Origin of the sequence: Pseudomonas sp. lyk4-R2A-8, assembly GCF_030209095.1 — a bacterium.
In the GTDB taxonomy this organism is placed as follows: domain Bacteria; phylum Pseudomonadota; class Gammaproteobacteria; order Pseudomonadales; family Pseudomonadaceae; genus Aquipseudomonas; species Aquipseudomonas quebecensis.
Window position 1 is genome coordinate 150175 of sequence record NZ_JARVSS010000007.1, and the last position, 24756, is coordinate 174930.

A 24756-nucleotide genomic window follows, 5' to 3' on the forward strand; every position below is an offset into this window, starting at 1 on the left:
ACTCAGTTGTTCGCGGCGCTGACCTGTCTTCAGTCGATGAAATCCAAGACCTCCTTGATTTTGTCCGGTCTGAAGACACCTTCCGTGCCGCCGTCTGTGACCAGGGTAAAGGTCCCGTCCGGCTTCACATCGATGGCGGTCGCGCTGGCCAGGGTCATTGTCACACCGGGTTTTTGCACAATCGAGAGCAGAGGTTTGCGACCGTCTACTTCCTGACCCAATACACTGGCCATGCCCACAACGGATTTTGAGTTGCTGCCGCCGACGAAAATGACCTTGCCGCCGCCGTCCAATGATTGTTCCAGGGCCGCCAGTTCAGTGGCCGCGTGTCCATGGCTCAAGCCCATCGCCACGTTACTGCCGGTCAGGTGCATCAAGGTGCGTTTGCCATAGACGCCGTTCTTAAGATCCGTCAGTACCACCAGCGCTGAGCAGTCCGACAGACCTCGGGTGGACAACACCGTATCGCTGTCATCGAGCGTGCGGCTGAACCCCATTTCCACCTCTTCGCGGGGGGCCGTCCGGGGAGGGATGACCTCGGCGAGGGTGCCTGGCGCGCTGGGCGTCTCATAGCTGTGGTCGTAAGGAGCCTTGGGCTGTTCGATCAGCTCGTCCAGCCACTTTGGATCGGTGGGGCTCATAACGCCGGTGGGGCCATTCAGTATTTTCCGCCCACCGGCCTGCCATTCGGTCATTACCGCTTTGAGCCGGCTCGTGTACTCACGGGCCGGGCAGGCAATACCGGCCCAGGGATCGACGATCCATGCATCCCGCCATATAGCCTCGGAAAAATCACGGGTTGCCGGCGGGCGCTCCACAGGGCCTCCGATCACGGTGAACGCATGAGCGTTACCCGCCGACCATTCATAAGCCCGGCCACCGCTTTTGGTCACGATGTCCTTCGACAGCTGGCTCATTTCGCCACAGTTGCCGGCTCCGGCCTTCAGGATCATGTCCCCTCGATTCGGTGCATGGGGGTTGGTGGTACGGCGCATCCACTCCACGGTGGTGGCGGCCGCTTCGGCGCGTGCAAGATCGCTGGCTGAATGCACCTGGTTACCCGGCCCCAGGCCTGTCGCCTTGAGCCCGCGACTGACCGAGTCCTGCGTGCCTTTAGCGTAGAAGGCGTTTTTTTGCTCGGCCGTCAACGTGCTGAATCGAGCGGGTTTGGTCAATGGGCGCACACGTGCCGGCTTGAGGGCAATATCCGGCTTTTCGATGGCGTGGCGGCTTTGCAGTTGGTACACCACTTCGCGTTTTTGCTCGGCGGTCATACCTGAAACGCTGGCTTTGAGGTCCTGGATCTGGGCCTTTGTGTAGCCATTTTTTCGCAACTGTTTCAGGGCCTTGTCCAGCGGTGGCAGCGCAATCAAGTCGGCGTCGAAAGGCACCGCGGCAGTGCCTTGGCGCTGGGTCAGTTCACTGCGGTAGTGCTTGACCAGATCCAGATCCGCCGCGGTGGCTTCGCAGCGAATGAAGTTCACTTTGCCGGTCTGCCCATCCGTAATCAGCGCTTTGTAGAACGCTGCGGTGTCTGCTTCGACGATCAGGTACTTGCGTGTGTCGGCGGGGTTGGAACTGGAAACCACAACGCCACGGACTTCACGGGAATCATTACAAACGTCGCTGATTCGGCCAAGTTTCACCGCATAGGTGCGCTCGCGCAGGAACGCGCTGTCACTGTTGTCGTACATGCCGAATCGAGCGTTTTTGCTGATGTCGCCTTTGACCACGGTTTTGTATCGGACGTGCGCTTTACCGGGCAGCGGCACCAGCTTGCTCCCCAGTTCGGTATCCACCACTCGATTGATGCGCTTTTCGAAAATCACTTCCCGGTCGCCGTTGAACAAGGATTTGCGCGCAGCGGGGAACAGCCGAACGTGCTCCAGCGATTGCAGCTCTTTGCCCGCCAAGTCGGTGACGGGCTCCAGGGCTTTGGTGAAGCACCTATCATTGGCGCCGCGTTTGGCCCTGCGCGACAGGGCAGTCGGCGCCGGACAAACATCCTCGAACCGGTCGAGGCGGTCCGTGCGTTCGGTGGACTCCAGATCACTCAACAGCCCAGGCTGGTCGGCATCGTAGCGATAGACCTTTTCGCCCTCTACCAGATCGAAGCCGCTGGAGCGGGCAATGGTGTAAGCGTCGGACGAAACAGGCCGTTCGAGCATCAGCGGCGCGGCACCGTCGGCGAAGCGTTGCCGGCCGACTGCTGGACCTGTGGCCGCCTCCTCGCGGGAGACAGAGAAGGGATCTTCGGGCCGCTCGGCGGCGCCTATGGAGAACAACGTATTGAGCAAACCGTCGAGGGCCTTTGCTGCGCCGTCGCGGCGTTCGGCCTCGGTGTCGCCTGAAAGGGATTTTTGCGCCCCCAGAACGCTTTCGCCGAGGCCTGCCAGAAACGCCAGCGCCGCCACCGGTTCGGCGATGGGGGCCAGTTTGCCCAGCAGGCCGGCTGCCACACAAAGGTCGTTGAGCCAGGTGTCGCGCGTCACTTCATCGTTGGACTTGATGGTGACCTCTGCATCACGGCTCATCCGCTGGCAGGTCGCCCGCATGATGCTGTCGAACACATCGCCGGTGATGCGTAGGTTGCCGCTGTCGATCACGGTGCCCTCCAGACGATCCCAGGCGCCGGTGCTCAAGTTGCGCAGGGCGGTGTCGACGCCTTTCTCCGGGCGATCCTTGAGAAGCTGGTCACCAAACGGAATCAGCGCCTTGAAGAGGCTCACGACAGCGCTGCTGGAAGTGTCCTGGCGGTCGGACAGGCTGAAGTGCGATGCCAACGCTGTGCGCTTGTTCGGGTCCTTGCATTCATCGGCGATCCATTTGTCCATGCTTTCGAGCGAGGCGAACTTCAGGAACTCTGGCGTGCGGCCTGGGATGTAGAGGATCTGCCGACCGTCACGACGGCCTTTGAGGTAGAGGTACCGGCCGTCGTCCTGCTCGGTGAATCGCAGGATGTCCGTGGATCTGAAACCATTGATATCGAATGCATGCACGCGGACCTTGCCCTTGACCGGTGCGCGTGCCTGCAGTGCTTGGAGCGGCACCGGTTGCTCGGGGCCCACCGGCACATTAGAGACGGCCTTCATGACCCACTCATAGTCGCTGCGGGTAAATTGTTCTGCGGCCGGGATTCGGGCGCGTTCGGCGGGGGAGGCTCGTTCGTACGCATTGAACTGGTTGCGGGCACTGTAGATAAACTGGCCTTTAAGGATGTCGCGATACTCGTCGGCGTGGTCCGTCCAGAAACTGTCCAGCTTGTCGTTCATGTGTTTCTGGAAGTCGGTGGACCACGCTTCGTGCATGATCTTTGAGGGGGGCAGGGGGAATTCGTTATGTTTGCCGTAGCCTCCGGCATGACTTTTACCGGGGCCGTCGAAGTAGAGGCCGGCTTCGAAATCCAGGTTGTTGGGCACCGCGTCGTGTTCCGAAAAATTCTTGAGCAAGGCATCGGGCAAGCGCAGTGAAGACTTCGGTTCCTTGCCCATGTGCTCCCATCCTGTCTGGGTGTCCGCGCTTTGGGAGCCGTCGAATCGGTTCAGATAGATTGTGTCGGCATCGAAGGGCTTGCCGGTCAACTTGAGGATGATTGCTTCGGCCCACTTTTTCGCTTCCTGACGAACATTTGGCAGCGCTCGATTGACATTGAGCAGGCGCGTAGCGAAATCACGTTTGTCGGCCCTGGACTCTGCCAATGCCGCGAACTGCGCCTGAGCCTGGGTGCCGAGGTTGCCAAGGGCTACACAAGATCGGGTGTCGGCAGACCGCAGTGGGTCATTTGGTGCAATCGGATCAAAGGCCCGATGTGCGTTCAGGTGCTGGATACGCGCGCGTTGGGCGGCGCTGTCGGCCTGGGGCGGTTCGCCCTGAAAGTCGGCAACCACGCCCAGTGGCGTGGCAATGAAACCGTTGCCTGGAACGATCTGCAGCGACTGATCGGGTGAAGGCGCGATCACCCTGGCCACCGTCATGATCGGCCCGGCGATAGCCCCCCAGCCGGATTCGTCGGTCGGTGAAAACACCGCGACATCATCGGCTTTTTTGACCAACAGCGTACCGGTGGACGGGTTCAGTTCCAGTTGTGCCAGGTCGAGCCCCTTGACCTGCATCCACTCCCGCACCGCTGGATGGTCGAACAGGCTGCGATACAGCTCCAGCCATTGGCCTAACCCCGTTTGGGCGGGCACGCGCACCCAGGCAGGCTCCTCGCCCCGGTTCGCCTTGCTTAGCTCGTCGGTGAAGGCGGTGACCAGGCGTTGCTCATACGCGTCGCGAGGCTTACTCGACAGCGATTGCTGCACAACCGACCACGCTACGCCGAACATGGACGCCGCTGCGGGGCCGAGGGTGCCGGATAAGGAGTCGACCATGTGTTTGCGGTTTTGTGTGACGCGTTGGTAGTCCGATGGTTGATAGCTCGCATCCGTCGCCAGGGGTACCTGCAGGGAAGGGACGTCGCGTGATGGCTTCAGGCCGTTGCTTGCAAGCGAGGTCGTGGGCAGGTCGGTGGCGCCACGGGCCGCATAAAAGTTGCTGATGATGTTCAGGGGGGCACTGCGCGCGCCGGTGTATTCGAAGGCGCCCGGCAAGGTTGGCATCAGCTCGCGCGTTGCGGCGAGCAGGTCGCCGGATACCTGGTTCCAGGCTGGGTTGTTACGGGTGAGCTTCATCCGTACGCCATTGCTGACCCATTCGATCCGACCCTCTGACGGGAGCACGCTGAAGTGCGTGAGGTTGATCTTTTTATTGCGCGCGAACGAAGCAAACGGCTCTTGCTTGAGCGTTTCGGTAAACCGCGCCAATACCTGGCCGAAGGTAGAGTTGACCGGGATGTTGTCGATGGTTGCGGCGGGTGGGGCGTTTGTCGGGTTGGCTTGCAGTGCAATCACTCTGTCCATGAGGGCGGCGGAGCACGAGCGGCTCAGTAAGTCGTCCGCCTCCTTTACCGAGTCGCCCGGTGCCGCGCGTGTCGATCGGCCACTGTTGGACGTTTCGCCGGGCCGAAGGCTGTCTACATTCTGCGGGTTTTGCCGCGCGAAGGCCGAGGCTGGAAAGCGACTCGCAGGAGATTGAGCTGTACGCATGCAGGTGTCTTCACTGTGAAGGGAGATTCACCTGTGTGGACAATGCATGCCGAGGGTTCCAATGGCGGTGCTGCGCTCGAACCTGTGAGAGGGGCGGTGCGACTTGCGCCGATAACCACGGAGTTATTTGTCAGATCAGGTTTTCACCGAAGCTGTGTAGACACCTATGGTTAACGCAAGCAAATCGCACCCTCACATTTGAATCGCCCTACAACCGCAAATAACCCGTCAGTTACCTGAACGCGCTTTGTCCTTGCGCTCTTTGGAAGTTTCGGCAGGTTTGGGGGCTTTTTTCTGAGGCTGTTTGCGGGGGCTGTCGTCGGTGTGTTTGCTGTCGCTGTTGCCAGTGCTGGAGGCGCTGCTGGGACTGCTGGGGTAGTTGCCCGGCGGCAGTGCCGAACCGGCTGCGCTGTTGTTATCGCCGAATGCCGCAAGGACGGGGCCGGCGAGCAGCGCCGACAGGCAGACGGAAAGTGCGATCCTGCGGGACGTGGTGGTCTTCATGACGCGATCCCCTTATGTCATTGCACAAACCCCGGGCCCCTGGAGGGTGGCCCGTGGTCCGGCCGGCGGTTAGGCGGCCATCGGCTTGGTCATGGTTTTTTTATAGTCGGCCTTCATGGCCTCCATCGCGGCGCCGAGCTCTTCCAGCTGCGCCTTGCCCAGCAGCTTGCGGGCCTGGGGGAACATCTCGGTTTCCTCTTCTTCGATATGGTGCTCCAGCAGTTCCTTGACCACTTTCACACGCCCGGAAAATTCGGTGGTGGACGGCTCGGTCTGCTTCAGATCAGGCAGCACCAGGCTGTCGACGGTGCGGTGCTCTTCCTTGGCTTCGTGGTACATGATGTCCTGCTCTTTGCCACCCGCTTTGCGGAAGGCCGGGTAGAGAATTTCCTCTTCAAGCTTGGTGTGCAGGGTGATCTCCATTTCGAGCTTGGCCAGCAGCTCAGTACGCTTTTTCACGCCGCGCTCGGTGGATTCGCTCAGCTGGGTCAGCAGTGCCTTGACGCGTTCGTGGTCGGCTTTGAGCAGGTCGATGGCATTCATGGTGAAACCTCACGGATAGGATTCGGGCGCGTCGAAGTGCGCGCCTCGTCCGTCAGGCTGTTGCATCAGCCGTACCAACTTAGGCTTTTGCATAAAGATGTTTTTAATCAGCAAGTTAGACGACATCAACGCGAGGCGCGATCGTGCAGCTTGCATGGTCCGGCACCGGTTACCTTGCATTACGCCGCACCGAACCGAGAGGCGCGTGCGGGGTGCTGGAGGCACGCATAAAAATCCGATGGAACCCTGGGCGCAACCGGTTGACCTAAGCCTTAGACCTCAGGAGGTGAAACATGCAATTAGAATATGTCTGGATCGGGTTGGCGGTGGTTGTGCTGCTGTTGGAATTGTGGGCGATCAATGCCGTGCTGCGCAGCACCAGCGGCTGGGAAACCAAGGGGTTGTGGCTGATCATCCTGATCTTCGTGCCGTTGCTGGGGTTGATTGCGTGGGCAATGTTCGGGCCTAAGCGCGAGATGCCGCAGCAGGATAAACACTGAGCATCCGCTGTACAGCAAACAGGCGCCCCATGGGGCGCCTGTTTTTTTAACGATCCACTGATCAGCCGGCCAATGCCTTGGCAATCGCGTCGTTGAAGGCCGGCAGATCATCCGGCGTGCGCGAGGTGATCAGGGTCCAGCCATTGGCCGTGCATTGTTTGACCTGCTCATCCACCCAGCCTGCCGCACCGGCGTTTTCCAGGTCGATGCGCACGCTCTTGTAGGAGGTGAGGGTTTTACCTTTGATCACGCCCGCGTCGATCAGCGTCCACGGGCCGTGGCAGATGGCGGCGATAGTCTTGCCGGCGTCGGCAAAGTCTTTGATCAGGCGTAGCGCTGCCGCGTCCTGGCGCAGGGTGTCGGCGTTGACCGTGCCGCCGGGAATCACCAGCGCATCGAAATCCTGGCTGACCACATCCGACAGTTGCGCATCGGACTCTACCGTCTTGTCCTTTTCGGTGTCGCCTACAAATGTCTGGGTGGTGCCACCCTTGCTGGAGGCGTGAGTGACATTGGCGCCGAAACCGCGCAACGCTTCCAGCGGCTTGACCAGTTCGTCGCGTTCAATACCGGTATTGGAGGTGATGATAAGGATGTTCTTACCGTTGAGTGATGTACTCATGATCGCGTGTCTCCTGTCTGAGGGGCATCAATATCCGCACGTAAAAAGCCCCGCGCCGTATTCATGCGCAGGGCTGATCGCGCTCTTTATTTGGCGTATTTGCTTTGCAGCTCCTTGGCCATTTGCAGGTGTTTTTCCAGGGTCGGCAGCTTCTCGGTGGCGAAAGCTTTCAGCTCGGCATTGTCAGACGAGCTCGCCTCTTTCTTGAACAGCTCCACGGCTTCTTCATGGGCGTTCACCTGGTTATTGGCGTAGGCCTTGTCGAAGGACTCGTCACGCATTTCCAGGATGGCTTTCTTGGCCTTGTCCATCAGTGCGGCGTCGTCCGGCACTTCCAGGTCATGCTTTTTGGCCAGGGCCATCAGCTGCTGGTTGGCTTTGGTGTGATCATCCACCATGTGCTGGGCGAAGGTTTTGATGTCAGCCGAGCTGCTTTTCTGCAAGGCCAGTTTGCCGGCTTCGACTTCGGTGATACCGCTTTGCGCAGCGTTGTCCACGAAGTCGTTGGAGGTGGCGGCGAAGGCAACGGACATCGAACCGGCAACCAGCGCAAAAGTCAGGCCCATCTGTTTCATCAGCTTGGTAGTCATGGTGTCTCTCCTTGTGAATGACGAGTGTCGCTACCTGGGTGTTGAGCCGGCACGCACGCAAAAGGTTTAAATTTTTTTGCGCTTTTTTCACCAACGGTTTGGCTGGGCAATTTCCTTGAACTATCGAAATGCCCCAGGCTCTGCTGAATGAGTCCGGCGCGTGATGCCGGCTCTTCAATCTCAGGAGAATTCCCCATGACCGACCTTAAAAACGCCGACAAAACCCCCACCCCCGTCAGCTCCGAAGAGGCGCAGAAAGGTACGGACACTCCCGTCAAGGGACAGACCCTGGAGCGCCCCAATCCCAACACCGAAAAGGTCGACAAGGTGCTCACACCCACCTCCATCAAGGACACCGAGCGCCAGACCGATGCGATCAATGAGCAGGCCGCCAAGGCTGAGCGCAAATTGGGCCACTGAGCATGGCCAAAGCGATCAGCGCGGCCGAGCTGGGCATCGACCTCAAGCCCGAGGATGACGCCAGCCTGTTCAAGTGGTTTGTCGCCAGCTTTCTGATGGGCAAGCGAATCCAGGCGCCCATTGCGGCGCAGGCGTACAAGGTGATCGTCGAGGAGCACGGGCGTGACACGCCGCGCAAGTTGCAGCACTGCACATCGCGCGAGCTGGTGTCGATGCTTGGGCGTGCCCACTACGTGCGATATGACGAGAGCACGGCCCAGCGCCTGCTGGACCTGAGCGCCAAGCTCAACGCCGAGTACGCCGGCAGGATCACGCATATCCGCCGTGCCAGCGCTGACCGCCATGGGTTCGAAAAGCGCTTGGGCGAGTTCGAGGGCGTAGGGCCTAAGACCATTGAAATCTTTATGCGCGATGCCGCCAAGGTGCTGTTTTGACGGCGCCGTTGTACATCGGCTGCGCCGGCTGGAGCCTGCCGCGCGAACAGTGGCCGGCGTTTGCCGCCCATGGCACGCATTTACAACGCTATGCCTCGCGCTTCAATGCGGTGGAAATCAACAGTTCGTTTTACCGCGCACACCTGCCCGCGACCTACGCGCGCTGGGCGCAGTCCGTGCCGGCTACGTTTCGGTTTGCGGTGAAAGTACCCAAGCTCATCACCCATGAGCTGCGCCTTGCGCACTGCGAAACCGCGCTGGACGAATTCCTCGCGCAGTGCCAGCGACTGGGCGACACGTTGGGCTGTCTGTTGGTGCAATTGCCGCCGTCGCTGGCGTACGAGCCGGTGACGGCCGCGGTGTTTTTTCGTGCCCTGCGTCAACGCTATCTCGGCGCGGTGGTGCTGGAACCTCGCCATTGCAGTTGGCTTGAAGCCGAGGGCTTACTGCAGGACCTGCACATCGCTCGGGTCGCCGCCGACCCGCTGGTACTGGAAGGTGGCGAGGCGCCCGGCGGCTGGCAGGGTGTGCGCTACTGGCGCCTGCACGGCTCGCCACGCATCTACCACAGCGCATATGGACCCGAACGGGTGCGCGCGTATGCGCAACGTCTGGCTCAGTCCATCGAGGACGGTATTCCCACGTGGTGCATCTTCGATAACACCGCCAGTGGCCACGCGCTGGATGATGCCTTGTGCTTGCTTGAGCAAGAGCGGGCAGGGTTCAGCGCGCGATAGACCTGTCAGATCTGACAGTAGCTACTTTGCGCACGGTGGATAAGCCGCTGGACATCATTCCTAAAGTGCCACACCGCACAAAAAAATCGTAAAAAAATAAAAAGAGTTGTCCACGAAAACCGTGGGTATCTCTGTGGATAACTTTGCCGGACCCCGGCGGGGTTGGCGATTTCGCCGAAGGTCATTATTTGATCAACCGGTGGTTTGGCCCAGCATGGCCAGGGTTTGCGCTTGACAGGCCTGTTCGAACCCAGTGCCGAAAAGCGCTCAAGAGTCGCCGTCACGGCTTGTGGAGTGGGTAATGGCCTGGGTCGGCATCTTCGATTGCATCAGGTGATCAAGGGCCTCACGGTATGTGCGGCCGGCCAGGCTCATGCTGTTGTTATGGCTGGCACCCGGCACCAGCAACAGGCGCTTGGGTTGCTGGGCGGCGGCGAACAATTGCTCGCTGAAGCGCGGCGGTACATAGCGGTCGTCCAGGCCGTGCACCACCAGCAGCGGCATGCGAATGTCGGCGATCTTGTCGATGGAGTCGAACTTCTGCGACAGCAGCCAGCGCACCGGCAACGACGTATCGGCGACGGCCGTAGCCACATCGGCCAGGGAGGTGAAGGTCGATTCGATCACCAGCCCGCGTACCGGCACGGGTGACTGCCGGCCCAGTTCCGCCGCCAGGTCGATGGCCACCGCGCCGCCAAGCGAGTGCCCGTAGATCAGGCGTTTGCGTGGATCGGGTTGCAGCACCTGGAAGCGTTCCCAGGCGATGCGTGCGTCCTCATATACCGTGGTTTCGGACGGCAGGTCGCCGTGACTTTGGCCAAAGCCCCGGTAGTCGATGGCCAGCACCGAAAAACCCAGGGCATGCAATTGCTCGATGCGAAACAGTTGCCCGGTCAGGTTCCAGCGCACGCCGTGCAGGTAGAGGATCGCCGGCGCGTCCTTGCTGGCCGCCGGGTACCACCAGGCGTGAATGTTCTGCCCCGCTTTGAAGCTGGCCGGCTTGAGTTCGAATTCCTGCACTGCCTTGGGCAGGCCGCTGTACCAACTGGCGGTGCCCGGCTCGATGCGAAACACCAGCTCGCGCTCCTTGTGTTGCAGCAGACTGCAGCCCACCGGCAGGCCCACGATCAATAACGCCATGCACAGCAGGGGAAACCAGCGCAGGCCCAGGCGAGACAGCAAACGAGACGACATGAACGTTCCAGGTCAACGGATCAAGCAGGGTTTTTACCAGATGCTCCCCACCGGCAGGAACTATTTCGACCATCGTAGGCCGGCTTGACGCTGGCGACAGCTGCGGGACATGCTCCTGCTCTTTTGAGCAAAGGCCCGATCATGGACAGCAGCCCCGTACGCATCACCGCCGAAGAAACGCTCTCGGACAACTGGTACAACCTCAAGAAATACAGCTTCGACCTGCGCCGTCGCGATGGCAGCTGGCAGGCCCAGACACGCGAGGTGTACGACCGTGGCAATGGCGCGACCATCCTGTTGTACAACCGTGCGCAACGCACCGTGTTGCTGATCCGCCAGTTTCGCATGCCCACATTCGTTAATGACTACCATGGCTACCTGATCGAAACAGCGGCCGGCCTGCTCGACAATGCCAGTCCCGAAGAACGCATCCGCCTGGAAGCCGAGGAGGAAACCGGCTACCGCGTCGGGCATGTCGAGAAGGTGTACGCGGCATTCATGAGCCCCGGCTCGGTGACCGAGCGCATCCACTTTTTCATCGGCGAATACCAACCCGCCGACCAGGTCGGCCAGGGCGGTGGCCTGGAAGAAGAGGGCGAAGACATCGAAGTGCTGGAGCTGGGTTTCGAACACGCATTGGCGATGGTGCAAAGCGGCGAGATCGTGGATGGCAAGACCATCATGCTGCTGCAGCACCTAGAGTTGCGGATGTTGAAAGAAGGCTGGTAGGCCACCTCATCCACACAGCACGTATATCCAATTTTCCCAAGTCCGCCCCCGGCAAACTCCCCTCATCGCTGAAATCTCGAAGCAGAGGGGCACGCCATGGAACCAGCACCCAAGACAGGGCCCGACGAAATCGTCACCCTGGTGGTCAAACACCGCATCAAACCCGGCCTTGAGGCGGACTACGAAGCCTGGCTGCGGCGCATCGTGCGCATTGCCGGCGAACGGCCCGGGCACCTGGGCGTCGACGTGGTACGCGGCAAGCAGGACGGCCTCGCGCTGTTTACCTGCGTGCTGCGCTACCGCTCCACTGATGACCTGGAACGTTGGCTCGACTCCCCCCAACGCAAGGCGCTGATCGACGAAGCCGCACCGATGCTGGCCGATGGCGACCAGACCGAAATCGGCGCCGCCAATGAATTCTGGTTCACCCCGCTGGCCGACAGCGCCGCCAAGCCACCGCGCTGGAAGCAGGCCGTGGTGACGCTTTGCGTCATCCTGCCGCTGACCTTGCTGGTGCCGATCGTCTGGGGCCCGGTGCTACGCCTGCATCCTTTGCTCTCCAACTATGTGGTGTCCACGTTCCTGGTCACCGTGACCATCGTGGTGCTGGTGGTGTACCTGCTGATGCCGGCCGCCACACGCCTGTTCGCTCCCTGGCTCGAAGCCTCTGTAAAGGAAACCCTATGAACGCCGATCTGATCCTGTTCAATGGCCAGTTCCACACCGTGGACCGTGAAAACCCGCGTGCGACCGCCGTCGCCATTCACCAGGGGCGCTTTGTCGCCGTCGGCACCGACGGTGAAGCCCTGGCGCTGCGCGGCAGCGCAACGCAGGTTATCGACCTCAAGGGGCGCACGGTCATCCCCGGCCTCAACGACTCGCACCTGCACCTGATCCGTGGCGGCCTGAACTACAACCTCGAACTGCGCTGGGAAGGCGTGCCGTCCCTGGCCGATGCCCTGCGCATGCTCAAGGACCAGGCCGACCGCACCCCGACGCCGCAGTGGGTGCGGGTGGTGGGCGGCTGGAACGAATTCCAGTTCGCCGAAAAACGCATGCCGACCCTGGAAGAACTCAACCAGGCTGCGCCGGACACCCCGGTGTTCGTGCTGCACCTGTACGACCGCGCCTTGCTCAACCGAGCGGCTCTGCGCGTGGCTGGCTACACCAAGGACACGCCGAACCCGCCGGGTGGCGAGATCGTGCGCGACAGCAATGGCAACCCAACCGGCATGCTGGTGGCGCGGCCCAATGCGATGATCCTGTATTCGACCCTGGCCAAAGGCCCGAAACTGCCGTTGGAATACCAGGTCAATTCGACTCGCCAGTTCATGCGCGAACTCAATCGCCTGGGCCTGACCAGCGCCATCGATGCCGGCGGCGGTTTCCAGAACTATCCCGATGATTACGCAGTGATCGAGCAATTGGCCAAGGACCAGCAGTTGACGGTGCGCATCGCCTACAACCTGTTCACCCAAAAGCCCAAGGAAGAACTCAGCGACTTCAAGAACTGGACCGGCAGCGTCACCCTGCATCAGGGCGATGACTACCTGCGCCACAACGGTGCCGGTGAAATGCTGGTGTTCTCCGCAGCCGACTTCGAAGACTTCCTCGAACCGCGCCCCGACCTGCCGCTGACCATGGAGCAGGAACTGGAACCGGTGGTGCGTCACCTGGTGGAGCAGCGCTGGCCGTTTCGCCTGCACGCCACCTACGACGAATCGATCTCGCGCATGCTCGACGTGTTCGAGAAGGTCAACCGCGATATTCCGTTCAATGGCCTGCCGTGGTTCTTCGATCACGCCGAGACCATCACCCCGAAAAACATCGAACGCGTACGCGCCCTGGGCGGCGGTATCGCGATCCAGGACCGCATGGCGTTCCAAGGCGAATATTTCGTGGAGCGCTACGGCGCCAAAGCGGCCGAAGCCACGCCGCCGATCAAGCGCATGCTGGCCGAAGGCGTACCGGTAGGGGCCGGCACCGATGCCACGCGGGTCTCGAGTTACAACCCGTGGACCTCGCTGTACTGGATGGTCAGCGGTCGCACCGTCGGCGGCCTGGAACTGCACGCCGAAGGCCTGCCGCGCCTCACCGCGCTGGAACTGTTTACCCATGGCAGCGCCTGGTTCTCCTCGGAGCAGGGCAAGAAGGGCCAGATCAAGGTCGGCCAATTGGCGGACGTCGCCGCGCTGTCGGCGGATTTTTTCAGCGTCGATGAAGAAGCCATCAAGTGGATCGAGTCGGTGTTGACCGTGGTCGGCGGCAAGGTGGTGTATGGCGCCGGCGACTTCGAAGATTACGCACCGCCGCGCGTGCCGGTGCTGCCGGACTGGTCGCCGGTGGTCAAGGTGCCGGGGCACTGGCGCCCCAGCTCGCCGTTGCAGGCCCAGGTTCACCAATGCAGCGGCCCGTGCGGCGTGCATGCCCACAGCCATGAAAAGGCGCGCCTTTCCAGTGTGCCGGTCAGCGACTTCCAGGGTTTCTGGGGCGCGTTCGGCTGCTCGTGCTTTGCCTTCTAATCCCAACCCAAGGAGTTAACCCATGACGTACAAGCGCTTGAACAAAGATGACGCAGTGGTGCTGTTGGTGGATCACCAGACCGGCCTGATTTCCCTGGTGCAGGATTTCTCCCCCAACGAGTTCAAGAACAACGTGCTGGCCCTGGCCGATGTCGCCAAGTTCTTCAACCTGCCGACCATCCTCACCACCAGCTTCGAAAGCGGCCCCAACGGCCCGCTGGTGCCGGAGCTCAAGGCACTGTTCCCGGACGCGCCGTACATCGCCCGGCCTGGCCAGATCAACGCCTGGGACAATGAAGACTTCGTCAAGGCCGTCAAGGCGACCGGTCGCAAGCAGATCATCATTGCCGGTGTGGTGACGGATGTGTGCGTAGCGTTCCCGACCCTGTGCGCCCTCGACGAAGGCTTCGACGTGTTCGTGGTCACCGACGCGTCCGGCACCTTCAACGAAACCGTGCAACAGGCCGCCTGGGCACGCATGACCGCCGCCGGCGCGCAACTGGTCAACTGGTTCGCCGTGGCCTGCGAGCTGCAGGTTGACTGGCGCAACGACATGGAAGGCCTGGCCAACCTGCTGTCGCCGCGTATCCCCAATTACCGCAACCTGATGAACAGCTACTCGGCGTTCACGGCCAAGTAAGCGGTTTTCAAGTCTGTAGGTCATCAATGTGGGAGGGGGCTTACCCCCTCCCACATTTTATTTGTGGTGTTGCGACCGTCCGGTTATAAAACCCTTCAAATGTCCACCGAGAAGCGACAATGAACCCCTTCGAAGACATGCGCCTGTTCTGCCAGGTCATGGAATCCGGCAGCTTTACCGCCGCCGCCGAGCAATTGGGCCTGTCCAAGCAGTTTGTCAGCCGTCGCCTGATCCAGCTGGAAGACCGACTGGGCGTGCGCTTGCTCAATCGCTCCACGCGCCGCCTGGATGTCACGCCCCTGGGGCAGAGCTATTACGAATCCGCCTTGCGCCTGCTCGGTGAAGTCGAGCAGGTCGAGCAGGGCATCGCCGGGCAAAACAGCGAGCCGCGCGGGACCATTCGCCTCAGCGCGCCGTTGTCGTTTGCCATTGCCCACCTGGGTTGCCTGTTGCCATTGTTCCTGCAGCGTTATCCGCAGGTCACGGTGGAGGTGGACCTCAGCGACCGTCCCGTGGACCTGATCGGCGAGGGCTACGACCTGGTGCTGCGCATCGGCACCCTGGAGGACTCCACATTGATCGCGCGGCGCATCGCCAGTGTCGCGCGGGTCTATTGCGCCAGCCCGGATTACCTGGCGCTGCGCGGCACGCCGCTGAAACCCGAAGACCTGGTCGACCACGACTGCCTGCCCTACGGCCACGGCCGCCAAGTGCAATGGCGCTTCAAAGGCAAGGTGCAGGCGCTGAGTGTCAGCGGGCGCATGCGCGTGAACAACGGCGATTTACTGCGCGACACCGCGATTGCCGGGTTAGGCGTCACCTACCTGCCCACTTTTATCGTCGCCGAGGCCCTGCAGGACGGGCGGCTGGTCACCGTCCTGGATGCGTTTGCCCCCGAGGCCTTGACGCTCTCGGCGGTGTATCCGCAGCACCGGCAAAGCTCTCGGCCGGTCCAGGCGCTGGTGGAGTTTTTGCGCGAGCGCCTGGCTAGCGGCTGTTGAACAACTGACGGATCAGGCTCGGCGTGCTGCCGGTCCAGCGCTTGAAGGCGCGGCGGAAATTGGCCGCGTCGTTGAAGTTCAGATACGCCGCCACCTCATCGTTGCTATAACCCTTGACCTGATACAGGTGCAAGGCCACCTGTTTGCGCACGCGGTCGACCTGTTCCTGAAAACCGGTGGCGTGTTTGTGCAGTTTGCGCTTGAGGGTCGCCGGGCTCATGGCGAACGCCTGCGCCGCCTGTTCCAGGTTGGGCGGCTGGCGCACCTGATCGCGTAGATAATCGTAGAGGCAGTCGAGAAAACTGTCGGCGAAGCCGAGCTGGTCGATCTGTGCGCGGGCCTGTTGACGCGCAACCTGAGCGGCGGTGGCCGAGGCGCCGGGCCAGGCCTGCGCCAGGTACTCGCGGGGGATGCACAGCATGTCCAGGGGGCGTGCGAAGCGGGTGTCTTCGCCCAGGTGCACCCAATACTGCTCGACGTAGCGCGGCTCGTCGTGGCTCAAACTGCAGGCCCAGGGCAGGCGCTGGCCGCTGAGCCATTGGCTCATGGCAACCAGCGAAGTCATGCTGGCCTCGAGCAGAAAGCGCCAGTGCTCGCCCGCCCCGCAACTGTCCTGCCAGTACAGGTAGGCATGGTGTTCGTCCAACTCCAGATGCAGCGCTACCAGCGGGCTGAGCAGCACCTGCAACTGGATCAGTACCTCCAGCGCCTGGTGCAGGTTCTGCGCATGGCCCAGGGCGTGGCTGGCGGCGCCGTAGTAACCGGGCAACAGGCGTTGGCCGAACAGAAAACTGCTGTCGTCGGCGTCGAGCAACCTGCGGCTGTTGCCGATCAATCCCAGAAACTGCTGCGGGCTCAAACGCGCGTTGCCGGCCAGGATGTCTTCGTGAAACAAGCCGGTGCCGCGCAGCAGGCGATGGCTGTCGATGTCCCGCGACAAGGCCAGGTCGATCAGCGTGGCGGGTTGATAGTGCCCAGGGATGAAGCGGCTGTCGCTTTCATACCAGCGGGTTTTGATCGCCATGTCAGGCACTTTTCGGCAGGGGTTGCTTGGCCTTGGCCAAGGCCAGGTTAAGGCGTTTGAGCAGGTCGTGGGGTGGCTCGTCCAGGGCCATCACCACCGCCGTGGAGGCCACCAGCTGCAGGCGCTCGCCCTGTTGGCGGGTCTTGTGGGCCAGGCCACGCACCGCTTGCTGCAATTCCACGGCAATGTCCTTGGCCTGGCGCTCGCCGGTATTGGGCAGCAGCACCACAAAGCGGTCGCCGGCCAGTCGGCACAGCAGGTCCTGGCGACGCAGGTTGAGCAACAGCAACTGGCTGAGGGCCTGCAACACCGCATCGCCTTCGGCATGCCCATAGGCCTGGTTGATGGCCGCGAAGTTATCCAGGTCCAGGGCCAGCAGCGACAGCGGTTGCGCCTGCTCGCGGCTGTCCTGCAGGCTCTCGGCCAACTGACGCTTGAGGTAGTCGGCACCGCCCAGGGGCGTGAGCTTGTCGAACAGCCGATGTTCGCGGAACACCCGCTCGCGTTTCTCCATTTGCGCGCTGATCGCCAGTTGCTCGCGGTGCCAGTGGTAGATGCCGAGGGTCAGCAGGATCATGCCGACCGGCATCGGCCCGGACTCCAGCCAATGGTCCCAGGTGACGCTGTCGGGCAAGCGGATAAATTCGTCCAGACTGTCGATCCACCAGGAAAAGAAGATGCACGACAGGCCCAGTACCAGGTAATTGGTGACCCGTCCGGCGGGGCGGCTTTTCAGCACCAGGCCCAGCCACACCAGCGCCAGCAGCGCCGAGCCGCCTTCACCGACGATATCCAGCCATTCCCATTCGCTGACGCTTTTGAGCTCGCCACAGGCCAGGTGCAGCATCAGCCCCAGGTTGGCGGCAAGCAGCAGCAGGGCGAGTTTCCAGCGGTGGGGTTTGAGCACGGAGAACATGGCCGCGAGTCCTTGGGCAAAGAAGCGAAGGGCGCCAGCACAGCAGATGGATGTGACGGTTGGATGACAACGGGGAAAGGTCGAATCAGCTCACCTCAAACACGCCGCGCCACAAAAAAGCGGGCTTGTTGTGGTGAGCAGGCTCGCCCTGCGCTGGGCTGCGAAGCGGCCCCAAATCCAGGCGCCTCGGTGTATCAGCTAAAACCACATCGCGTGGAATGGGGCCGCTTCGCAGCCCAGCGCAGGGCGAGCCTGCTTACCACAACAACCTCATTTTCTCATGCTATGTAGATACCTATTCCCCTGATGGCGGTGGGGCAGCTGGCATATCTGTCGGCTGCTAGACAGCCATCGGGGGCAAGCCCCCTCCCACAGGGGATATTTGCAGGTCATATCAGCTCATTTCATCTCAGTTCATGGCTGAAAGCCGCGGTTTACAGGGCTTTACGCCGATCGCTGTCACAGAACCGTCATCCCCCACCCCTAGCGTGCCCTCCCAGTTGCCGGGCCTTTTGCCTGGCGCCGAACGGATTCTTGGGGAGGATTGCATGTACAAGCGCACCGGGCTCGTCAGCTTCACGCTTACTGCCTTGGCCCTGGCGATAGCCAGCGAGCGGCTCTATGCGGCTGACGCGGCCGCCACCGAGCATGTCGACGTGGTCGGCCAGGCCGCCGCCATCAGCCAGGCGCTCAAGGAGCAGCGCAGCGCCGACAGCATCAAGAGCGTGGTGCACGCCGACGGCGTGGCCCAGTTGCCGGACGAGAACGTCGCCGAAGCGGCGCAGCGTCTGCCTGGCGTCAGTGTAGAGCGCGACCAGGGCGAAGGGCGCTTCGTCAGCGTGCGCGGCCTGGGCCCGGACCTCAACAGCGTGACCATCAACGGCACGTTGGTGCCATCCCCGGAAAGCGCCCGCCGCGCCGTGGCCCTGGACGTGTTGCCATCGGAGCTGGTGCAGTCGCTGTCGGTAATCAAGACCCTCACCCCGGACATGGACGCCAATTCCCTGGGCGGCACCGTCGACGTACAAAGCCTGTCGGCCTTCGATCACAAGGGCCTGTTCTACACCGGCAGCAGCGAAGCCAGCTACGACAAGAACACCCGTCAGACCAGCCCCAAATTCTCCGGGGCCGCCAGTAACCGCTTCAGCCTCGGCGATGGCATCGACAACTTCGGCGTGGCCGCGGCGCTGAGCTGGCAGAAGCGTGATTTCGGCTCGGACAACGTCGAGACCGGTGGCGCCTGGGACTTCACCGACGGTGCGCGGCTCAACGAGTTCGAGCAGCGCGACTACGACATCAGCCGCGAACGCGCCGGCGGTGGCCTTAACTTCGACTACAAGCCCGATGACCTGAGCAGCTACTACCTGCGCACCCTCTACAGCCGCTATACGGACACCGAAACCCGCAACTCCACCAGCCTGGAATTTGCCGACCCACAGGCGCCGGGCCAGTTGGGCGATGCCGAGGGCAAACGCAAGCTCAAGAACCGCGAAGAGACCCAGGAGATCCAGTCCTACGTGTTCGGCGGCGAACGCATGCTCGGCCTGTGGACCCTCAGCGGCCAGGCCGGCTACAGCCAGTCCAGCGAAGACAGCCCGGCGCACATTGCCGGCGCCACCTTCGACGGCGGCGACTTCGCCGACAGCGGTTTCTACGACAAAGACAAACCGCGCCCGATCATCGGCAGCGCGTTCTACGACCCGGCCAACTTCACCCTCGACAAAGTCGACTGGGAAAAACAGAACACCAAAGACACCGAGAAAAACCTGCGCCTGGACCTGGCCCGCGACTACGACCTGAGCGGCTACGCGTCCCAGGTCAAATTCGGCGGCAAGGTCAGCCGGCGCAACAAGGACAACGACCTGCAAGCCTGGGTCTACAAGGATTTCGACAGCCTGGGCTTTACCGACCAGCAGCTCAACCTGACGCAGTTCCAGAAGGGCAACGTCGACTATCGCCTGGGCAACTACGGCCCTGGCATCAGCGCCAGCGGCATCAAGCAGTTGATCGGCGGCCTCAACCGCGCGGACTTCTACGACGAGACCGAATCACGGGTCAACGACTTCACCCTGCATGAAGACATCAACGCCGGCTACCTGATGAACACGATCGATATCGACGACTGGCGCTTTATCGCCGGCCTGCGCTACGAAGGCACCGAGTTCGAAGCCAAGGGCACCGGCGCCACCGACGGGCAATTCACCGCCACCGACACCCGGCGCCGCTACCATCACTGGCTGCCGGGCCTGCACGCGCGCTATCAGATCGACAAGAACACCCAAGTGCGCGCGGCCTGGACCAAATCCGTGGTGCGCGCGACTTTCGGCCAACTGGCGCCGGGGTTTGTGATCGACGATGACGAAGCCACCTTCGGCAACCCGGACCTCAAACCCCTGGAGTCGAGCAACCTGGACCTGGGCATCGAGCATTTCATGGGGCGTGCCGGCACCGTCTCGGCGTTCGTGTTCTACAAGGACATCCAGAACTTCGTCTACAACACCGACCTGGCCGGCAGCGGGGCCTGGGCCAACTTCGCCGAGGCCCACACCTACGCCAATGGCGACAGCGCCAAGCTGTATGGCCTGGAGCTGGCCTACTCGCAGAAATTCGACTGGCTGCCCGCGCCGTGGAACGGCCTGCTGGTGGGCGCCAACAGTACGTTCAGCCGCTCCAGCGCGGGCATCGAAGGTTTCGACGCTGCCAGCGGCACTAATCGCAAACGCAACATCAGCCTGCCCAGCCAGTCGGACACCGTCGGCAACCTGATGCTTGGTTGGGAAGACGACAAGCTCAGCCTGCGCCTGTCGGCCAACTATAAATCGGCCTACCTGTATGAGCTGGCGTCGATCAACGACAAGGCCCACGACCTGCATGTCGACGCGCAGACCTTCGTCGATTTCAGCGCGCGCTATTCCCTCAGCAAGAACCTGCAAGTCAGCTTCGAGGCCCAGAACCTGACCGATGAGTCGTACTTCGTCTACACCGGCCACCGCGGCTACAACGGCCAGTACGAAGAGTACGGCCCCACCTACAAAGTGGGCCTGACCTTCACGCATTTCTAACTCACTCAATTCCAATGTGGGAGGGGGCTTGCCCCCGATGAGGGCCTGGCAATTGACGCATCAGTAGCTGACCCACTGCAGCCCTCAAGCCCACAGCGTTCTGCATTTTTGTCGAAGGATTTGTTCGTTCATGAGAATTTCCAAGCTGTACCTGCTGATCGCCCTGGCCACCAGCGGCCATGTCTCTGCCGCCTACCTGGCCCTGACCCCCTGGGCACCCAGTCTGAAGGCCGAAGCCGTGGCGTTCCTGCCCAATGGTCAGACGCGCCTCACCGCCAGCCCGCGTGACGGTCTGCAGATGCTCGACAGCCAGGGCGCCGAACTGGCGCGTTTCAACGGTCACTTCAGCAGCCTCGATACACGTGCCATCGGCACCCAGGCAGTGGTCGCCAGCCTCGACAACGACCGCCAGCAGGCGCTGCTGGTCAACCTCGATACCGCCGCCAAAACTTGGAGCCAGCCGCTGTACCTGCCGCCTCGCGACTTCCCTGTGAACGGTCTTTGCCTGTATCGCGACGCGGCAGCCAACCTGTTTGTGTTCCTGGTCGGGGAGGAGGGCAAGGGCGAGCAGTGGCTGGTAGGCAACGGCTCGACACTGCTTGCTGAAGCCCGCCGTGTGCGTGGGGTGCCGCTGCCGCCATCGGCGCAGTTCTGCCAGGTGGACGACGCCACGCAGCAACTGGTGGTGAACGAAGAAAACGTCGGGTGGTGGGCCTACCCGGCGCATCCCGAGGCAGCGGTCAAACGCACGCCGGTGGCGCTGTTCGATGATCCCAAGCGTGAAGCCGGGGCCATGGCGCTCGTGCCGGGGGGGATGGTTGCGCTGGACCCGAAAACCGCGCAACTGCATCTGTTCCAGCACACCGGCACGCGCTGGGTGGAGCAACCGAGCCTGCGCCTGCCCGGCCTCAAGGAGCCTGAGCAACTGGCAATCAACGGTCGGCAATTGCTGGCACGTGATGACGACAACGGCCAGCTGTACCAAGGCACCCTCGACTGGCAGGCCAAACCCGTGCCGGTCGCGCCGGTACTGCCGGAGGTCGCCGCGCTGCGCCAGAGCGAACCGGTGGGGCGCCAGGGCGATGCGGCGGATGACCCGGCGATCTGGGTTCACCCCGAACACCCAGGGCAGAGCCGCGTTCTGGGCACCAACAAAAAACAGGGCCTGCTGGCCTACGATCTTGACGGCAAGTTGCTGCAGGAGCTGGCGGTGGGGCGTTTGAACAACGTCGACGTGCGCCCGCGTTTCAAGCTCGGCCGGCAAACGGTTGACCTGGCCGTGGCGAGTAATCGCGATCGCAACAGCCTGAGCCTGTTCAGCATCGACCGGCAGACCGGCGAGTTGCGCGAGGCCGGTGAGGTGCCGACGCCGCTCAAGGAGATCTACGGCATGTGCCTGTTCCAGCCTGCCGGCGGTGAGCTTTATGCGATTGCCAACGGCAAGGACGGCACCTTCCTGCAATACCGCCTCAGCGCCCCGGACGGTCACGTGCAGGGCGAGTTGGTGCGCCAGTTCAAGGTCGACAGCCAACCTGAAGGCTGCGTCGCCGACGATCAGCGCCAGCGCTTGTTTATCGGCGAGGAAGACGTAGGCGTGTGGGCCGTGGATGCCCGCGCCGATCAACCGGCGACATTGACCAGTGTGATCAAGGTCGGCGCGCACCTGCAGGCGGACGTCGAGGGCCTGGCGCTGTACCAGAGCGCGCAGCATGACTACCTGGTGATCTCCAGCCAGGGCAATGACAGCTACCTGGTGCTGGATGCCGAACCGCCGTTCGCCAGTCGCGGTGCCTTCCGGGTCGGCCTGAATGCCGCTGCCGGTATCGATGGCGCGTCGGAAACCGATGGCCTGGAAGCGACTGCCATCAACCTCGGCGGGCCGTGGAGCCAGGGCATGCTGGTGGTGCAGGACGGGCGCAAGCGCATGCCTGAGCAAACCCAGAACTTCAAGTTTGTGCCCTGGGCCGATGTGACGCGTACGTTGAAACTGCCCTGAGCTGTCATCAGCCAGTCATGACTTTTTAATCACTGCACGTTAAACCGATAGAGGACATTCACCATGCACGCGACGATGGAACATATGACGATCTGGGGCCTGATCAGTGACGCCAGCCTGTTGGTCAAGGCGGTGATGATTACTTTGCTGCTGGCCTCGTTGTGCAGCTGGTACCTGATTATTCAGCGCGGCACGGTGCTGCGGCGTCTGGAGCGGCAGTTGAACGGGTTTGTGCAACGCTTTCGCGCGGTGCCGGATTTGCCGGGGCTTTACCGCGACACCCTGCAGGCGGGCGAGGGTGGAGTGGCGCCGATCTTCATCGCTGGGGTCCAGGAATACCAGCACCTGCACAGCCATGATCCGGCAGTGCTCGAAGGCGTGGAGCGGGCCTTGCAGGTGGCGATCACCGCGCAGGAAATCGAACTGGAAAAGGGCTTGCAGTTCCTGGCCACCGTGGGCTCGGTGAGCCCGTATATCGGCTTGTTCGGCACCGTGTGGGGCATCATGAATTCGTTCCTCGGCTTGTCTCAGGTGCAGCAGGCCACGCTGTCCACGGTGGCACCGGGGATTGCCGAGGCGTTGATCGCCACGGCCATCGGCCTGTTTGCGGCGATTCCGGCGGTGATTGCCTATAACCGTTTTTCGGCGCGCAGCCAGACCTTGCTCACCCGCTATTACGCCTTTGGCAACGAGCTGCAAGTGCGGTTGCATCGCACCTTGCGCGGTACGCCAATCAACCTGGCCGTGGCCGCCTGAGCAGGAGCACTCCGATGTTAGTCAGGCCACAACGCAAGCACGGGCCCAAGGCCGAAATGAACGTGGTGCCGTATATCGACGTGATGCTGGTGCTGCTGGTGATCTTTATGGTCACCGCGCCGATGCTGACCCAGGGCGTGAAGATCGAACTGCCCAAGGTCGCCGCCGAGGCGCTGGCCACCGACACCCGCCAGCAAATCCTCACCTTGTCGGTGCAGGCCGACGGCGGCTACTACTGGAACCTCGGCGAGGAACTGGACACCCGGCACCAGACCGACAGCGCAGTGAGCCTGGAAGAAATGGGCGCCAAGGTCGCGCAGGTGGTGGCGGCGCGCAGTGACACCCAGGTGTATATCCGTGCCGACGACAATGCCGGTTATGGCCGTGTGGTGGCTGCCATGGCGGTGTTGCAGAAGGGCGGTGTCAGTAACCTGGGGCTGGTGACCGAGGCCCCGCAATGACGGCGATGATCATGCACAGTCCCACCTTGCCGATGGCCTCCGCGGCGCCTTCGGGCTTCTGGCGCAATAGCCTGGCCGCCGGTTTGGCGGTGGCCTTGCACGTAATCGTGCTGGTGCTGTTGATGCTGGGCTGGGCGCCACAACCGCCCACGCCGGAGGCCCCGAGCGTGATGCACACCCAACTGGTGATGCTGCCCCCGGCGCCGGTCCCAGTACCGGCCCCCGAACCGGTTGCGGTAACGCCGCCAGCGCCGGAACCGGTGGTACTGCCAACGCCGGTCAAACCCGCAGTCGATCCTCGTGTGCAAGCACAAAAGTTCGAAAAAGCCGCCCTGGCGCGCAAGCGTGTCGAAGAAAAGAAAGCAGAGCAGCAACAACAGCAGCGCTTGGCCAGCGAACAGCGCGAGCGTGAACAGGAACAGCAACGCCAGGCCCAACAACGCCAGGCCGCCGAAACAGCCCGCGCCGCCGTACCTGCTTCGGCTCCGGCGTTCGACAGCCGCCAATACATGCCATTGAGCAAGGAAGCCCCGGAATACCCCGAACGGGCCCTGGACAAAAACATCGAGGGCGACTGCTCGGTGGAGTACACCGTCAACCCCCAGGGCCGCGTGGAAAACCCCAGAGTGCTGGACGGTTGCCACCCGTTGTTTATCCGCCCATCATTGACGGCGGCCAACACCTTCCGCTACCAGCCGAGGATCGTTGATGGCAAGGCCGTGGCCGTGCCGGCGGTGCGCAATACCTTTCACTACCGCATCAAATGACCGACCGGGCCTTGCGCCAGTCCTAAGACCAGCGGTAACCCAAGGTGGGATGGGGCTTGGCCGATAGCGGTGGGTCAGCAACACAGGTATCGACTGAGCAGGCCCCATCGGGGGCAAGCCCCCTCCCACAGGTTTGACGGCGTTGACTTGAGCACAGTGGTCCCCGGCTCGGTCGTCAGGTGTTACACCCATCCAAAGGCCAGCGGTAACCAGAGTGGGAGGGGGCTTGCCCCCGATGGCGGTGGGTCAGC

Annotated in this window: 22 protein-coding genes; 14 read left to right on the plus strand and 8 right to left on the minus strand. The window is 62.1% G+C overall.

Going from position 1 to position 24756, the window contains the following annotated elements; genetic code table 11:
• Positions 1-29 precede the first annotated feature (29 nt).
• The 3 genes from QRN10_RS08195 to QRN10_RS08205 all read right to left on the minus strand — a co-directional run bounded on the left by QRN10_RS08195 (position 30) and on the right by QRN10_RS08205 (position 6134).
• Positions 30-4901 carry a dermonecrotic toxin domain-containing protein gene (locus QRN10_RS08195; RefSeq protein ID WP_285428152.1) on the minus strand — a complete coding sequence of 1624 codons (4872 nt, stop codon included), beginning with the start codon at positions 4899-4901 and terminating at the stop codon, positions 30-32.
• A gap of 414 nt (positions 4902-5315) precedes the next feature.
• On the minus strand, positions 5316-5591 hold the full coding sequence (locus QRN10_RS08200; RefSeq protein WP_181076809.1) for a hypothetical protein: 276 nt from the start codon (positions 5589-5591) through the stop codon (positions 5316-5318).
• A 69-nt stretch (positions 5592-5660) separates the two neighbouring features.
• Positions 5661-6134 carry a PA2171 family ribosome-binding persister protein gene (locus QRN10_RS08205; protein WP_181076811.1) on the minus strand — a complete coding sequence of 158 codons (474 nt, stop codon included), beginning with the start codon at positions 6132-6134 and terminating at the stop codon, positions 5661-5663.
• A 293-nt stretch (positions 6135-6427) separates the two neighbouring features.
• Here QRN10_RS08205 and QRN10_RS08210 point away from each other — a divergent pair, with 293 nt between their 5' ends.
• The gene (locus QRN10_RS08210) at positions 6428-6634 is read left to right on the plus strand and encodes a PLD nuclease N-terminal domain-containing protein (protein ID WP_181076813.1); all 207 of its coding nucleotides are present in this window, start codon (positions 6428-6430) and stop codon (positions 6632-6634) included.
• Between the two features lie 61 nt (positions 6635-6695).
• Here the strand turns inward: QRN10_RS08210 and QRN10_RS08215 are convergent, their stop codons facing one another.
• Entirely contained in the window at positions 6696-7256 is a 561-nt protein-coding gene (locus QRN10_RS08215) for a type 1 glutamine amidotransferase domain-containing protein (protein WP_181076814.1), read from the minus strand.
• Between the two features lie 86 nt (positions 7257-7342).
• The gene (locus QRN10_RS08220) at positions 7343-7846 is read right to left on the minus strand and encodes a DUF4142 domain-containing protein (protein ID WP_181076815.1); all 504 of its coding nucleotides are present in this window, start codon (positions 7844-7846) and stop codon (positions 7343-7345) included.
• Between the two features lie 195 nt (positions 7847-8041).
• Between QRN10_RS08220 and QRN10_RS08225 the strand changes: the two genes are divergently transcribed.
• The 3 genes from QRN10_RS08225 to QRN10_RS08235 are packed head-to-tail and all read left to right on the plus strand — an operon-like array spanning position 8042 to position 9437.
• A complete protein-coding gene (locus QRN10_RS08225) occupies positions 8042-8266 on the plus strand; it encodes a hypothetical protein (RefSeq protein ID WP_253508101.1) in 225 nt (74 codons plus the stop codon).
• A gap of 2 nt (positions 8267-8268) precedes the next feature.
• Positions 8269-8700, plus strand: coding sequence for a DNA methylase (locus tag QRN10_RS08230; RefSeq protein ID WP_253508099.1), 432 nt, complete (start codon positions 8269-8271; stop codon positions 8698-8700).
• On the plus strand, positions 8697-9437 hold the full coding sequence (locus QRN10_RS08235) for a DUF72 domain-containing protein (protein WP_285428153.1): 741 nt from the start codon (positions 8697-8699) through the stop codon (positions 9435-9437). The genes QRN10_RS08230 and QRN10_RS08235 overlap by 4 nt, the downstream gene beginning before the upstream one ends.
• A 267-nt stretch (positions 9438-9704) precedes the next feature.
• Here the strand turns inward: QRN10_RS08235 and QRN10_RS08240 are convergent, their stop codons facing one another.
• Complete coding sequence (locus QRN10_RS08240; protein ID WP_181076822.1) at positions 9705-10631, minus strand: alpha/beta hydrolase; 927 nt, start codon at positions 10629-10631, stop codon at positions 9705-9707.
• Positions 10632-10772: 141 nt separating this feature from the next.
• Between QRN10_RS08240 and QRN10_RS08245 the strand changes: the two genes are divergently transcribed.
• From QRN10_RS08245 to QRN10_RS08265, 5 genes are all read left to right on the plus strand, one after another.
• The gene (locus QRN10_RS08245) at positions 10773-11360 is read left to right on the plus strand and encodes an NUDIX domain-containing protein (RefSeq protein ID WP_181076825.1); all 588 of its coding nucleotides are present in this window, start codon (positions 10773-10775) and stop codon (positions 11358-11360) included.
• 96 nt (positions 11361-11456) lie between these two features.
• Complete coding sequence (locus tag QRN10_RS08250) at positions 11457-12047, plus strand: antibiotic biosynthesis monooxygenase (RefSeq protein WP_181076827.1); 591 nt, start codon at positions 11457-11459, stop codon at positions 12045-12047.
• Positions 12044-13882, plus strand: coding sequence for an amidohydrolase (locus QRN10_RS08255; protein WP_253508094.1), 1839 nt, complete (start codon positions 12044-12046; stop codon positions 13880-13882). The genes QRN10_RS08250 and QRN10_RS08255 overlap by 4 nt, the downstream gene beginning before the upstream one ends.
• Before the next feature lie 22 nt (positions 13883-13904).
• On the plus strand, positions 13905-14522 hold the full coding sequence (gene ycaC, locus QRN10_RS08260; RefSeq protein ID WP_181076830.1) for an isochorismate family cysteine hydrolase YcaC: 618 nt from the start codon (positions 13905-13907) through the stop codon (positions 14520-14522).
• A gap of 119 nt (positions 14523-14641) precedes the next feature.
• A complete protein-coding gene (locus tag QRN10_RS08265) occupies positions 14642-15523 on the plus strand; it encodes a LysR family transcriptional regulator (protein WP_181076832.1) in 882 nt (293 codons plus the stop codon).
• Here the strand turns inward: QRN10_RS08265 and QRN10_RS08270 are convergent.
• Positions 15510-16547 carry an AraC family transcriptional regulator gene (locus QRN10_RS08270; protein ID WP_181076834.1) on the minus strand — a complete coding sequence of 346 codons (1038 nt, stop codon included), beginning with the start codon at positions 16545-16547 and terminating at the stop codon, positions 15510-15512. The genes QRN10_RS08265 and QRN10_RS08270 overlap by 14 nt on opposite strands.
• A 1-nt stretch (position 16548) precedes the next feature.
• Positions 16549-17463, minus strand: a complete 915-nt coding sequence (locus tag QRN10_RS08275; RefSeq protein WP_285428157.1) for a GGDEF domain-containing protein — start codon at positions 17461-17463, stop codon at positions 16549-16551.
• A gap of 548 nt (positions 17464-18011) precedes the next feature.
• Here QRN10_RS08275 and QRN10_RS08280 point away from each other — a divergent pair.
• From QRN10_RS08280 to QRN10_RS08300, 5 genes are all read left to right on the plus strand, one after another.
• Positions 18012-20525 carry a TonB-dependent receptor gene (locus QRN10_RS08280; RefSeq protein ID WP_285428158.1) on the plus strand — a complete coding sequence of 838 codons (2514 nt, stop codon included), beginning with the start codon at positions 18012-18014 and terminating at the stop codon, positions 20523-20525.
• A 130-nt stretch (positions 20526-20655) separates the two neighbouring features.
• On the plus strand, positions 20656-22521 hold the full coding sequence (locus tag QRN10_RS08285; protein ID WP_285428160.1) for a phytase: 1866 nt from the start codon (positions 20656-20658) through the stop codon (positions 22519-22521).
• Between the two features lie 63 nt (positions 22522-22584).
• On the plus strand, positions 22585-23277 hold the full coding sequence (tolQ, locus tag QRN10_RS08290) for a protein TolQ (protein WP_285428161.1): 693 nt from the start codon (positions 22585-22587) through the stop codon (positions 23275-23277).
• 14 nt (positions 23278-23291) lie between these two features.
• Entirely contained in the window at positions 23292-23738 is a 447-nt protein-coding gene (gene tolR / locus QRN10_RS08295; protein ID WP_181076844.1) for a protein TolR, read from the plus strand.
• Entirely contained in the window at positions 23735-24505 is a 771-nt protein-coding gene (locus QRN10_RS08300; protein ID WP_285428163.1) for an energy transducer TonB, read from the plus strand. Before tolR ends, QRN10_RS08300 begins: the two co-directional genes overlap by 4 nt.
• Positions 24506-24756: the final 251 nt, after the last annotated feature.